Source organism: Bacillus sp. FSL K6-0069 (assembly GCF_038007785.1).
GTDB lineage: Bacteria > Bacillota > Bacilli > Bacillales > Bacillaceae_G > Bacillus_A > Bacillus_A mobilis.
This window is the reverse complement of the sequence record NZ_JBBOXN010000001.1, coordinates 3588446-3602684: the sequence shown is the minus strand read 5'-3', so window position 1 is coordinate 3602684 and position 14239 is coordinate 3588446. Positions and strand designations below refer to the sequence as shown.

The 14239-nt window shown below is 32.1% G+C and carries 9 protein-coding genes; 4 read left to right on the top strand and 5 right to left on the bottom strand.

From position 1 onward, the window contains the following. Positions 1 to 27: 27 nt before the first annotated feature. A complete protein-coding gene (locus tag MHB74_RS18405) occupies positions 28 to 654 on the bottom strand; it encodes a chloramphenicol phosphotransferase CPT family protein (protein WP_061678174.1) in 627 nt (208 codons plus the stop codon). A 313-nt stretch (positions 655 to 967) separates the two neighbouring features. Continuing rightward, a complete protein-coding gene (locus MHB74_RS18400; RefSeq protein ID WP_000461128.1) occupies positions 968 to 1153 on the bottom strand; it encodes a hypothetical protein in 186 nt (61 codons plus the stop codon). Positions 1154 to 1636: 483 nt separating this feature from the next. On the opposite strand from MHB74_RS18400, the gene MHB74_RS18395 reads away from it, so the two are divergent. Then, positions 1637 to 4420: a dynamin family protein gene (locus MHB74_RS18395; RefSeq protein WP_061678173.1), complete on the top strand. Its 2784-nt coding sequence runs from the start codon at positions 1637 to 1639 to the stop codon at positions 4418 to 4420. 84 nt (positions 4421 to 4504) lie between these two features. Here the strand turns inward: MHB74_RS18395 and MHB74_RS18390 are convergent, their stop codons facing one another. The 3 genes from MHB74_RS18390 to MHB74_RS18380 form a co-directional block, all read right to left on the bottom strand. After that, positions 4505 to 6424, bottom strand: coding sequence for an LTA synthase family protein (locus MHB74_RS18390; RefSeq protein WP_061678172.1), 1920 nt, complete (start codon positions 6422 to 6424; stop codon positions 4505 to 4507). Between the two features lie 434 nt (positions 6425 to 6858). Then, positions 6859 to 8196, bottom strand: a complete 1338-nt coding sequence (locus MHB74_RS18385) for an NAD(P)/FAD-dependent oxidoreductase (protein ID WP_061678171.1) — start codon at positions 8194 to 8196, stop codon at positions 6859 to 6861. 264 nt (positions 8197 to 8460) lie between these two features. After that, positions 8461 to 9258, bottom strand: a complete 798-nt coding sequence (locus tag MHB74_RS18380; protein WP_061678170.1) for a cell wall hydrolase — start codon at positions 9256 to 9258, stop codon at positions 8461 to 8463. 296 nt (positions 9259 to 9554) lie between these two features. On the opposite strand from MHB74_RS18380, the gene MHB74_RS18375 reads away from it, so the two are divergent. The 3 genes from MHB74_RS18375 (at position 9555) to MHB74_RS18365 (ending at position 14215) form a co-directional block, all read left to right on the top strand. Further along, a complete protein-coding gene (locus MHB74_RS18375; protein WP_061678169.1) occupies positions 9555 to 11396 on the top strand; it encodes a S8 family peptidase in 1842 nt (613 codons plus the stop codon). Positions 11397 to 11573: 177 nt separating this feature from the next. Then, positions 11574 to 12560 carry a phosphatidylinositol diacylglycerol-lyase gene (gene plcA, locus MHB74_RS18370; RefSeq protein ID WP_061678168.1) on the top strand — a complete coding sequence of 329 codons (987 nt, stop codon included), beginning with the start codon at positions 11574 to 11576 and terminating at the stop codon, positions 12558 to 12560. Between the two features lie 245 nt (positions 12561 to 12805). Further along, entirely contained in the window at positions 12806 to 14215 is a 1410-nt protein-coding gene (locus MHB74_RS18365) for a glycoside hydrolase family 1 protein (protein ID WP_061678167.1), read from the top strand. Positions 14216 to 14239 lie beyond the last annotated feature (24 nt).

Below are 14239 nucleotides of genomic sequence, written 5' to 3'. Positions count from 1 at the left end.
TGCTGTAATCCATGCCATAACAAAGCATTAGCCAGTTCCCATGTGTTCAATTAATTGAAATGCTGTCGGGGGTGGCCCATTTTCAAGCCTCAAGCGAATTAAATTAGCACACTCTTCAGGTTTTAGTACTGAAGTATCGATTTCTAAGTCATAAATACCGGGCTCATGGACGTACTCTTGCCATAGTTTTACTGGTAATGGGATTGAACCATCTTCTGAGTAACTAACTTTCCATGTTTCTATCCGTCGTTGCATAATAATTTCAATTGGACAATGTACTCCCACAAACATAACGGGCAGTTCCTTTAGTATCCGTGCACATTCGGGCAGAATTCTCCGTGAGACGGAATAATTGTCATGATGACCAACATCAACTACGACGTTTATCCCTAAACGACTGTGTGCAGCGATAGACTCATACATGGCTTTATACATAAGTATAACCAAGGGTTCAATATCGGGTCGCTCGCCACCAGGACGTAACCCAATACCTGGCTGATAGCGTTCTGGGGTCATTTGCATGAACGCATCTACTCCTAAGTTCATCCACACACCTTTAAACGTGCTCTGGATTATAGTGGCGATGCTGGATTTCCCAGATCTAGGAGTACCGTTCATAATAACAATTTGTCCAGGTTTATCCATTGGTAACATACAGGAATACCCCTTTCATGATTCTACCGTGTAATCTTAACTCCGATTTTCCCTTTAAAGGAATAACTTACAATTTCAAGAATGATCCTCAAGAGTCCTTTCTTATTTCACAATCTGATCCAATTGTTGAATAAGATAATAAAGTCGTTTAAAACAACTTTATTATCTCTGTACACTATGTATAAAAAAGCGCTGTATATCAGCACTTTTTAAAAGTACATGAGTTGTATAAGAAAGATTTATTTATTACCTATAACTATACAAGGTCTAATATAGATTCTTATTTGATTAATTGTTATAAGGGCCTATAAGGTTATTTGTTTTTATTATTATTAATTTTTTCTGTATATAACACCTGTTCTTTATAGTGTTTTTTAATTGGGAAAGTATGTGTGCCAGAGCCGTTTTTGAAGTTTTTATTGATGGGATTTTTTAGCGGGATTGTTGTAGTTTCAGTAAATTCATATGGGTAGTTTATTTTAGATTTATCTTCAAACATGAAAATGCCTCCTTTTAGGATTTCCTGAATTCTTTACTATAACATGATATGCATATAGGTTTTTTTTGGACTAGTTATTTATATAGGTTAATGGAATTTAATTCTGTACTTACTGAAATATTTCAAAGAAAAACAATGTGAGAAATGTATGATAATAATTTTTTTCATTTATTAGTGAAAGGAGTTTTGCATATATATTCGTTATAAATTGTTTTTATAATATGGTTTATATAGGTTTTTCCTGATAATATAATGCGAGAGATTATAGTGTTATTAGGTTATTAGGAACATTTAATGCTGTTTCAAAACTGAAAGGAAATTGAAAAAAAACTGAAACTTTTCTCATAAAAATTCAATCTTACTTGAAAAATGAAAGGAAAATGAAATTTTCCAAAAGATATTCTTTGTTAAGATAAAAAGCATACATACAAAAAGTATTGACATATCTTAAAAATGTATTTTCAAGATATAGTGGGGGAAAAGATGAGAGTAGAAAAACAATTAATAAAAAAGATGTATTATGAAACATTCCTAATGGAGAATGAAACAAAACCACCTCTTGACGTACTTGGGGAAGTTTATGTAAACGAAGAAAGAAATGAGATTTCTGATGGATCTTATATTCGTTTTGCACAAGGTGAGTTTTATTATCGTCATCAAGATTTTGAAGCTGCTATTTTTAAATGGGAAAAAGTTAGTAATGAATTAGCGCCGTGGGCACAAAAAAATATTGCGGATGCTTATTTCGAACTGAATCAATTATCAGTTGCTGAAAATGTGTATACTTCTATTACTACTGATAATAAAATATTGATGACCGAAATTGGATTACAATTACTTTCTCTTTACATAGAGCAAAATAATTTTGATTCCGCTTTCTCTGTTATTAAAGAAGCGGTTTCTTTAAATCCCGATTACCCGAATGTCACAAAAATTGCCCGTTCTTTTTATGAGGAGCAGCAAGATTTTGATAGTGCAGTAGAGCTTGCTGTGAATGAGTTAATTCGAACAGAATCTTATCCGTGGTTTGAGGTTTTAAAAGGATATATTGATAAAGGATTCACTAAACATATTTCACCAGATTATTTCTATGAAGTATTAGTTACGTTAAATAATGTAGATCAAGTACAATTTACGCAAATGGTTTCATCACTTTGGAATAGTTATAAAAATGAACAAAATTACTTATTATGGCTTAATACAATAAATGAATTTTTCTTACATATTGAAATACATTCGTCCGATATATGGAACAAAATTTCTTCTCTTTACGAAGAAACGTACTTTGAATTAATTCAAGGTCAATATATGCTTACACAATTGCACGACATCATTCCAAACTTGTTAACAAATTGGTTAAAGGTAGTCAATCCATCTTATGCTGTATTTCCATCAGCAGCTGTATTGGCATGGGATGAGATTTTCCCTTCTAAAATAGATTCAGCAAATATAAAACATGCGGAAAACCTGTTGTTATATTCTATTAATCATGTGAATGGCTTAGAGTATAGTTTGCATCTTTTTGAATCTATTACAGAGTGGGCACAAGAGCATAATATAGAAATGGGTCACCGATTTAGATGGTTAGTTGGCGAACTCGCAGATTTAAGCACAAACCGCATTTTAGTAACAGGAACTTCAGGGAACGGAAAAACTACATTTATTAACTCTATATTAGGAGAAAATATAGTAGAAAAATCAATTTCAAATGTAGTAGTTTTAAAAAATGATGCTCATACAGAAATTAACGCCATAACAGACTCTGCAATTACAACAACGGAAGATGTCTCTGATTACCATAATATGATGTCTCAACACCATCAAACATATAGAGATAGAGCATGTGTGGAATTTAAATTACCATGCAGATTTTTAAGTGAAAATAAACTTACATTTGTAGTTACACCTGGATTTAATAGAAATAACGACACTAGGGATGAGATATTTGAATATTTAAATTCCGTAGACGAATTACTATTCGTATTGAATGCGGATTCACCTTTTACTGACAAAGAACGTGACATTCTATTAAGCATTCAAGAACATACACCAAATTTACAAATTCATTTCTTATTAAATAAAATCGATAACATATACAGTGAAGCAGAAGTGAAAAGAGTATTATATGATACGCAAGCTAGAATAAACACATATTTCCCGCATGCGAGAATTTTCCCTTATTCTTCGCTATATACAAGTAGTCAACAATTAAATGAGTTAACGGAGTTTATTCATTTTAACTGTAATCATAAAGATATTGATGTAGAACGTACTGAAAAGCTATTGTTTTTCATCCGAAAAACAATTACATATCTTTTAGATAAACGCGTTGAGAAAGAAAATAATTTAGTGGATGCGATTAATTGGAATGAAGATATACTAGTGAAACTAAATGGTAGTACTAATAATCTTACTGCTTTTGAGAAGGAAAAAATTCATTTTATTACACAATCATATCGTACAATGAAAACTGAAATTACGAATGATCTTACTGAAAATATTCCGAAGATATTACAAGGGTGTTCGGATTTAATTAGTGAAGAAAGTAATTTCGGGCATATGGATACGGAACTAAATAAAGCAATGAATGAAAGAGTGCATAAATACCTAGAACAAACGGTATTACCTAATCTTGCTCTTTCTATGCAAAATTGGATTGCAACTTCTAATAATGAGCTCCTTCAAAGTCAATCGTACCTAGAAGAACTTAGTGAAGGACTTAATTCTTTATTTGGAGAAAATCGAATACAGTTAGCATGTGATTTTAAAGTGCTTGATGACTGGCGCAGAGATACTGACAGAATGACGACTAGAATACAAATGGATGAAGTAAATATTTTACGTCGATTTACGCCAGCACAATTTTTACTGAAAAGTGCCGGTAAATTATTTGGGGTTCTTCCTAAAAACAAAACTATGCTATATAACAAATATAAACAGTATGTTGAAAATGAGGATTATACCGAGGTAACAGCTTCTATTATGAGGAAGTTTTTCTTGCAATTTGAGCTATTTGAGAACACGCAAGAGAGGGATATTCATATATTCTTTAGGAATCCATTTAACTCCTTGAAACAAGCTGTAGAAAACACTCATTTGGAAATACAAGAAAAACAAGAGATGTTACATAAAATGAAATCAAATCCTGAAGTCTATCATGATTCTATCAAGCTCTTTGAATTGAGATTACGTCAATGTGAAGTAATTTTAAATATAGGTGACAATCATACTTATACAGATGTAACTTTGGAAACAAGCGTAGAATAAAAGTTCTTATACGACATTGCATCATATGTTATAAGAGAGTAAAAGGGAGCAACTGTAATGAGTTGCTCCCTTTTCATATTTAAATTATTTTTCAGTTTCTTTAATTTTAGTTTGTACTTCGCCAGTTTTAATTTTATTACTTTCTGAGAAACGTAATAAATCACCTTCAATAATTTTGTCAGACATTCGTAATTCATTTTGTGCACGGTTAATGAGTGCTTGTGCTTCTTTTTTTGGTAAATCCACAATTTCCCCTGTTATGCGGTCGTAGAAAGTGTTGTTTGTGTATGCATACTTGTCTGTAATAAAGCTACCATCACGTAAAACAACAAATCCGGTATATTCATCTGAAAACATATCATGGCCAAAACGAATATCGTTCCTAGTATCAATCCCAAGTAAATTTAGAATAGTAGGTTTCATATCGATTTGTCCTGTAGGCTTTGAAATCGTTTGACCTTCTTTTTGGCCAGGTATATGAATATATAAAGGTGTGCGTTGTAAATTTAAAGTATCAAATTCTGTTATTTGATCTTTTTCTAAAAACTGTGCCATTGCACGATTATGTTTTTCAGAAATACCATAATGATCACCATACAATACAATAATAGAATCATCATACATTCCCTCGGCTTTTAAACGCTCAATAAATTTTTTGATGGATTCGTCTAAGTAACGTGCTGTTACGATATAACGATCAAATACGCCATTACCAGAGTTGTATGGTTCAATGAATTTTGTATCTTCATCATACGTAAATGGATAATGGTTCGTTAGCGTAAGGAAACGAGCGTAAAATGGTTGATCAACAGTTTTTAATATATCTACAGATTGATCAAAGTATTCGATATCTTTTAATCCCCAATTTAAATTTGTTTCGGGCGTAATTTTGTAATCAAGTTCGTTATAGTAACGATCATAACCAAGAGCAGAGTACATAATGTTACGATTCCAAAATGTTGCGTTATTCGCATGGAATACAGAAGTGAAATAACCTTGCTGACGTAAAATTTCTGGAGTCGCAGTATAATCATTGTTACCGTGTGTGAAAAATACAGCTCCTCGATTTAATGGATATAACGACGTATCAATTAGAAATTCAGAATCGGATGTTTTTCCTTGCCCAGTTTGGTGGAAAAAGTTATCGAAGTAATAGCTTTCATTTATGAATTGATTCAAAAATGGTGTAACTTCTTGCCCGTTAACTGATGCGCCTATTAAGAAGGTTTGCAGGGATTCAAGAGTAACGACAATTACGTTTTTTCCTTTCGCTGTACCAAACATGTTAGGATTCGGTTCACTTTGGTTTGCCTTTACGTAGTTTTCTGTTTCTTGTAATTTACTGCTATCAGCAAGTGCTTTTTGTGATCCTGCTTTTACTTGTAGTGTTAAATCATATATTTGATGAGTGTATAGTCCTAAATTTTTAACAAGCATAACTCGGTCGAATGATCTCGTTAATAGTTCAGGTCGCTCTTTTTCTGCAAGATGTAGATTTGCAAAAAATACACCAATCGTTAAAAGAAAATATACGAGGCGTGCCGGATGAGTTACACGTCCTGTTTGGAAGACAATTGATTTCTTCTTCAATAAAATAAAGAAGAAAATAATGTCTACGAATGCGAGTATAATTTTGTAGTTCAATATTTCTATAATACTGCCGCCTAATTGGCCAAAGTTTGATGTTTGCCCAAGTACTGGTAACGTAACGAAATCGCTATAAAAATCATAGAACATTACATTCCCAACAAGTACGATTGTTAATAAGAAATTAATACATAGCGCGATATAATTTCTCTTTTCACCGGTTGCAAATAATGCTAATCCGACAAATGCTAATGATGCTGCGAGAGGGCTAATAAACAAAATAAGCTCTTGTGTAGAAGACTCAATTTTTAAATCAAAACTGAATCTTGTAATAAGGTATGTTTTTAACCATACTGCCATAGCAATTATTAAAACAAAGCTTATATTTTTCATTTGTAAATTGATTTTATTTTTCATTTTTATACCTTCTTTATACAATTTATTTAACTCGTGTTATATGTTATATTTTTATAACTATTAGAGTATAATGAAACATTTAGCTTATGTTTTCTAAAGGTAATAATGTGAAGTATTCATATACGTACAATGAGGAATTTTAAAGCATAAATCTATTTTTTAGAAACAGAGCAGAAAAAGTCATAGTTGTAGTAAAAAATACTTATAGACATCCTAACATATTAAACACTATGATGATGTTACAAAATATCGAACAAATGAAAAGGGAAATGAATAGAGGCTTTTAAACCTGTTGACATTCAATTTGTTAGAATTGAATGTCAATGGTTATGTTAAATATGTATCTCATAAAACTCGGATTCTTTGCGGCAGAATTGTTAGTAAGCTATTACTATGGAAGTTAAAATATTTGATTGTAATCTTAATGAAAGAAATTAAATGTGAGATAAATATTTTCCGACATACAACCCACTTGCAGCAGCTTGAGATAATGAATGAGTGACGCCTGAACAATCTCCAACTAAAAATAGTCCATGCATACTTGTTTCAAAATGGTTATTGATTTTTATCGTAGGAGCATAGAATTTTCCGTCAATTCCGTATAATAAAGTATCTGTATCGATCGGTTCTTGGATGAATTGTTCTAAGCGTAATAAAAATCCTTTAAGTCCTTCAATATAGAATGGAGGAATTTCTGTATTTAAATCTCCATAATCTCCTTGTAGTGTAGGTTGTATACGGTTATGTTTTATGTCGTTCTCTGTTGTAGGTTGTTTATTTAGTAAATCCTCTAAGCGCTGTATAACAATTCGATCTCTTCCTTGGTTAATGTTTTTAATAATTGAACTTGCGTATATATTAGCTTCTTTGAGAGTTGAAAAATAGCGCGGGATAAATAAAGTGAAATTTAAGTTAGGTGTGCCAGTTCCTTTCTCTCGAAAATTTTGACCGTCAGGCATAACTAAACCTTCTTCGTACTTTCTAATGATGCGTCCTTTTGGATTCATGCAGTACGTAGTTGCTGTGAAGTGTTCATGCTCATAAGAAAGTTTAGTCTCAAATGTATCTTTTAATATAGAACGTAATTGGTGTTCTTTCATCTCTACTCGAATACCTAAATCTACACGAGTTTGCTCCTGAGAAATATTGAGAGAAGTGCACATTTCTTTTAACCAATCCGCTCCGGAACGTCCAGTTGCAAATACTAGTTGCTTAGATTTAACTGTTCCTTCATTTGTCTCTATTGTAAAATGATCTTTCTGTTTCATAATATGTTGCACATCTATATGAAATTGTATATTTATTTTCGTAAGTAAAAATTCATAGAGTTGCTGAAAAATCTCACTTGAAAGGGTAGTGCCAAGATGTCTTACTTCTGTTGTTAGCATTTGTAAGCCACACGCTTCAGCTCTCTTATTGAGAGTTGGATTTTCTGTAGAATATTTCGAAACAGAACTTCCTCCGAACTGACATAGAATTTCATCTACTTCAGCCATGAGTTGTATAAAGCCTTCTTTACCGACTTTTTGCTCAAGTTCGCCGCCAAATCCGTTTGTATAATTAAATTTCCCTTCAGATTTTCCTAAACCGCCAAACCCAAAATATTTATCGCATGTAGTACAAGTACATGCTTTTCCTTCGTCTAAAGGACAATGACGATCTTCTAGCGCTTTACCTTTATCAAGAATTAAAACTTTTTTGTTACTTTTAGCTAGTGAATAAGCTATAAAAATGCTACTTACTCCAGCGCCGATAATTGTAACATCATACATATTCTTTCACCTGCTAACGAATAGTTTGTTTTTATTTTTCTAGTGTATAACAATTTTATGAAGTTAAGAAATAGATTTTATTAATAAAGAGGGAGTTTTTGATTTAGATGCTTTTTTTATTTCTCCGAGTGGAGGAGTAAACACAAATGTTTTTATTTGAAAGAAGAAGTATTTTTAAATGATCACTATGTCCTATGATTAATAAAATCTAACATATAAAAAACAGACCTTTTAAGTGAAGAGGTCTGTTAATGGTTTTAAATCTTATTTAGCAAACACATGGTTACCGATTACTGCTACTGTTTGGCGTGTCGTAATCCATTTGTCTGTTGACGTTTTTGGATTGTAAAAATAAAGCCAATCAGAATGTATTCCATTTGTGGAGATAGCTTCTTCTACTGCCATTTTTGCTTCTGGGCTTGCAGGCTGATTAATTCTTCCATCTGTAATAGGAGTAAAGGCATATCCGTATTTAATAGGTTCATAAATAACGCCTGTTATTGTATTTGGAAAACCTTTTGCATTTACACGATTTAGAATAACTTTTGCTACAGCCACTTTTCCTTTATAGGATTCGCCACCTGCTTCAGCGGTAACTAAGCGTGCCATTAAGTCTTTTTCTTTTTCTGAAATGCTTGAGTTAATTTTTAAATGTTGTCCTGTATAAAGCTTGTTTCCGGCTATATTGTTAATTTGTTGTATAGATTGAACGGTAACATTGTAACGCTTTGCTATCGTTTCTAATGAATCTCCCTGTTGTACTTGATAAATAATTTGTCCAGAAATGTTCGCAGGTCTAGCATTTTGACGAGCAGAGATTTCATTTGAGTTCGTGGAATCTGGAATATTTAACTGTTCACCAATAAAAGTTTGATCGTTTCCTTTATTATTAGCCTGTTTAATGGATTGTATTGAAACTCCGTATTGTTTACTAATGCCCCAAAGTGTATCATTCTTTTTTACTGTATGAATGGTAGAAGCTTCAGCTGTACTTTGATGACATACGAATGTAATTGCAGCTGCAGATAAAGGGATTATATGTTTTATTTTTAATAATTTCATTGTAAATCCTCCTAGAAAAAATTAAGGCAAACGGTTAAGTAATGTAGTTCAGAATGTTTACACATAATATTTTAATGTAAGTATATTAGCACATATGAAATAAATAATCATTATAAGTTTTTTATAAATGCAATATAGAGCTTGAATATGAAATATTGCATATAAAAATACATTGAAGTTCATAGTGCTGATTACTATAATCTAATTGGTAGAAAGGTAACTTTATATGTTATAGAAATTAAATTATTATAGATTAATATAATAATTTATTGTTTATTAATTTGAGGAGTGATGTAATGAATGTATTTAAAAGAATATCTGTTTCAGCTGTAATTATTTCAACATTTTTAGGAATAGGGGACACTGTCAATATTGTAAATGCTGATTCTGTAGAACAGCAGAGTAAATTAGGGATAGAACAAGAAACAGATAAGCAAATCATTGTAAAATTCAGAGCGGATTTGAAATTTCCATATGAAGATGGTATTGAAAAACAAATACAATCTCAAACGAACGATAAAGTACTAGAAGATTTTTTTGCAGAATATCCAGAGGTAACATTCACTCGTTTATTCACATCTGTAAGCCCGGAACAAATACAAAACCTTGAAGTGAAAGCACCTAATAATGTATCTACAAGTTTATTAAACTACTATATTCTTCAAACTCAAAATGGTGAGCAGGAAGAAGAACTAGTAGATAAGTTAAAGACATCTTCTTTAATAGAAGATGTGTATGTGAAGAAACAAGAAAAAATAACGCCACCGGAAGTACAACCATTAAGTGTATCTTTTGATCCTAATAACAATCCTAGATATAAAAAACAAGGTTACCTTGATGCGGCACCATACGGTATTAATGCGCCTTTTGCCTGGGGAGTCCAAGGTGGTAATGGAGGCGATATAACCTTTGTTGATATGGAATATGGATGGCTATTAAATCATGAGGATTTAATACATCAAAATATTGAATTAATGTCTGGAAGAAATATAGATCAGCATGTTGGACATGGAACGTCTGTACTAGGGATTGTATCCTCTGAGGATAATGAGGTTGGGAATATTGGGATTGCGCCAAAAGCGAAAGCGAAAGTGATTTCTCAAATAAGAGATAACGGACAGTATAATACAGCTGATGCAATATTAAGTGCTGTAAATCAGTTAGAAGCTGGGGATGTTTTATTATTAGAGGCACAAGCTTCCTTTGATGGATATGGTGATAAATATTTACCTGTTGAAATACAACCAGATATCTTTGATGCGATTCGTGCTGGTACAGATAAAGGTGTTGTCATTATAGAAGCTGGAGCAAATGGGTGGAATGATTTAGATCAATTTAAAGATAGAAATGGTAAACAAGTCTTAAATCGTAATAGTAAAGATTTTAAAGATTCAGGTGCAATTATGGTAGGCGCGGGTTCTTCATCTTTCCCTCATGAGCGTATGTGGTTTTCAAATTATGGAAGTCGGATTGATGTGTACGGGTGGGGAGAAAATGTAGATACAACTACAGCCGAGCAAAGTCGAAGTGCTGTAAATCTTTATACTTCAAGCTTTAGTGGAACATCTAGTGCTTCACCCATTATCGCAGGAGCAGCGGCTTTAGTACAAAGTATTGCTAAAGAAAATTTAGGACAACCATATAGACCAAGTGAACTAAGAGCAATATTAAGCAACCGCAACACAGGAACAAAATCTAAAGATCCATATGCAGATAAAATTGGTGTTTTACCAGATTTGAAGTCTATACTAGTAAACTTAGGTTATGAACAAAGAAAACCAAACGGTGGGAATGAGTTACAAGTAACAGAAAATGAACCAAATAATGAGCCTAGACAGGCAAATAAAGTTAACTTTCATACACCGGTGAAAGGAACACTACATAATAGTGATAGAGTAGATGTATTTACTTTCCAAATTGACTCACTCGAAAATATTAAAATTTCTCTACTAAATGAACAAAACATTGGAATGACATGGGTACTTCATCATGAATCAGATTTAAACAACTATGTAGCATATGGTGAAAATGAAGGGAATGTAGTTAAAGGAACTTATAATGCAAAGCCAGGTAAATATTATTTATATGTCTATAAGTATGAGAATAAAGATGGTTCATATGTATTGAACATAAAATAAACAAAAGGAACTTCAGATGAAGTTCCTTTAAATTTTTCTAATTCAGTATATGTGAATGATTTTTTAACTTTACTTCTATGCAATATTTCATATTGATAAAATATTATTTATTTTTTATGAACTAGCTTATATCATATTCAATAAGTTTAATATAAAACAGAAAAAGGAGAAATAATAGTGAGCAATAAGAAATTTACTTTGAAATTATTCATATGTAGTATGATATTTATCACATTTGTATTTGCTTTACATGATAAGCAAGTAGTTGCAGCTAGCTCTGTTAATGATCTTGAAAATTGGTCAAAATGGATGCAACCTATACCTGATAACATCCCGTTAGCACGAATTTCAATTCCAGGAACACATGATAGTGGTACGTTCAAGTTGCAAAATCCAATTAAGCAAGTATGGGGAATGACGCAAGAGTATGATTTTCGCTATCAAATGGATCATGGAGCTCGCATTTTTGATATAAGAGGACGTTTAACAGATGATAATACGATAGTTCTTCATCATGGGCCATTATATCTTTATGTAACACTGCATGAATTCATAAATGAAGCGAAACAATTTTTAAAAGATAACCCGAGTGAAACAATTATTATGTCTTTAAAAAAAGAGTATGAGGATATGAAAGGGGCAGAAGATTCATTTAGTAGTACGTTTGAAAAAAAATATTTTGTTGATCCGATCTTTTTAAAAACAGAAGGAAATATAAAACTTGGAGATGCTCGTGGGAAAATTGTACTACTAAAAAGATATAGTGGTAGTAATGAATCTGGAGGATATAATAATTTTTATTGGCCAGATAATGAGACGTTTACGACAACTGTAAATCAAAATGTAAATGTAACAGTACAAGATAAATATAAAGTGAGTTATGATGAGAAAGTAAAATCTATTAAAGATATAATTAATGAAACGATGAATAATAGTGAGGATTTAAATCACCTATATGTTAATTTTACAAGCTTGTCTTCAGGTGGTACAGCATGGAATAGTCCATATTACTATGCCTCTTATATAAATCCTGAAATTGCAAACTATATAAAACAAAAGAGTCCTACAAGAGTAGGTTGGATAATTCAAGACTACATAAATGAAAAGTGGTCACCATTATTGTATCAAGAAGTTATAAGAGCGAATAAGTCATTGATAAAGTGAAACTTTAATTAGTGGGGGTCTTACTGCCCGGCAAATAGCGGGATAAAAGAATAAAGATGATGAGAAAAAGAAGCGATAAAATATATCGCTTCTTTTTATTTTCCAATAACCAACAATAGAAATTGTACTTTTATAATAGAAAAAAATAAAAACATAAGATATAATCATACATATAAAATTTGTACCTATAAATTTTATATGTATCAATGAATTTAATTTGTTGTAATGAAATGGAGGTATATACTATGAGGTTTCCACATGATTTTTTATTTGGAGCTGCTTCAGCTTCTTATCAAGTAGAAGGTGCATGGAATGAAGATGGAAAAGGTGTTACGAATTGGGATGAGTTTTCAAAAATTCCTGGTAAAACATATAATGGAACAAATGGTGATGTAGCTGTGGATCATTATCATCGATATAAAGAAGATGTTCGCTTAATGGCTGAGATGGGATTAGAATCGTATCGTTTTTCAATTTCTTGGGCGAGAATATTGCCGACTGGAGATGGAGAGGTAAATGAAAAAGGGATTGAATTTTATAACAACTTAATTGATGAATGTTTAAAATACGGGATTGTGCCGTTTGTCACTTTATATCATTGGGATTTACCATTACCGTTAGAAAAAGATGGTGGATGGACGAATAAAAGAACAGCAGAGGCTTTCGTAAAATATGCAGAAACTTGTTTTAAGGCATTTGGTGACAGAGTTAAGCATTGGATTACTTTTAATGAGACAGTAATGTTTTGTGGATTAGGTTATTTAAAAGGTGCACATCCACCAGGAATCCAAAATGATGTTCCAAAGTATTTTCAAGCGACTCATTATGTATTTTATGCACATGCGAAAACAGTTGCGGTGTACAAGCAGCTGAAACAATATGGTGAGATTGGGATTACACATGTTTTCTTACCTGCTTATAGTGTGGATGATCAAAAAGAAAATATACGAGCAGCAAATCATGCGAATGAATATGAAACGTATTGGTATTATGATCCAGTTTTAAAAGGTGAGTATCCGTCTTATGTTGTACAACAATTAAAGGAAAAAAGGTGGACTCCTAATTGGACGGTTGAAGAATTAGAAATCATTAAACAAAATGCAGAAGAAAATGATTTTATTGGCTTGAATTATTATCAACCAATACGAGTAGAAAGATACGATATGGATATAAAGAGTGAGGAACATTCTCGAGAAAGCTCAACACTTGCTCCAGGTAACCCTTCTTTTGATGGTTTTTATCGAACAGTTAAAATGGATGATAAAATATATACAAAATGGGGATGGGAAATATCTCCCGAAGGTTTCTTAGATGGATTGCATATGTTGAAAGCGCGTTACGGTGACATAAAGATGTATGTAACGGAAAATGGACTTGGTGATGAAGATCCAATCATTGACGGAGAAATTGTAGATGTTCCGAGAATTAAATTTATTGAAGAGCATTTAAAAGTAATGAAGCGTGCAATTGAAGAGGGGATTAATTTAAAAGGTTATTATGCATGGTCAGTGATTGATCTTTTAAGTTGGTTAAATGGATATAAAAAGCAATATGGCTTTATTTTTGTCGATCATAATGATAACTTAAAACGTAAGAAGAAACTTTCGTTTCATTGGTACAAACATGTGATCGAAACGAGAGGGGAAGAGTTATAACAGATAAAAGAGTATTTTAGGAGA

Coding starts and splice junctions, on each gene's coding strand:
- MHB74_RS18405 (WP_061678174.1), bottom strand. CDS start 654: ATGTTACCAATGGATAAACCTGGACAAATTGTTATTATGAACGGTACT.
- MHB74_RS18400 (WP_000461128.1), bottom strand. CDS start 1,153: ATGTTTGAAGATAAATCTAAAATAAACTACCCATATGAATTTACTGAA.
- MHB74_RS18395 (WP_061678173.1), top strand. CDS start 1,637: ATGAGAGTAGAAAAACAATTAATAAAAAAGATGTATTATGAAACATTC.
- MHB74_RS18390 (WP_061678172.1), bottom strand. CDS start 6,424: ATGAAAAATAAAATCAATTTACAAATGAAAAATATAAGCTTTGTTTTA.
- MHB74_RS18385 (WP_061678171.1), bottom strand. CDS start 8,196: ATGTATGATGTTACAATTATCGGCGCTGGAGTAAGTAGCATTTTTATA.
- MHB74_RS18380 (WP_061678170.1), bottom strand. CDS start 9,258: ATGAAATTATTAAAAATAAAACATATAATCCCTTTATCTGCAGCTGCA.
- MHB74_RS18375 (WP_061678169.1), top strand. CDS start 9,555: ATGAATGTATTTAAAAGAATATCTGTTTCAGCTGTAATTATTTCAACA.
- MHB74_RS18365 (WP_061678167.1), top strand. CDS start 12,806: ATGAGGTTTCCACATGATTTTTTATTTGGAGCTGCTTCAGCTTCTTAT.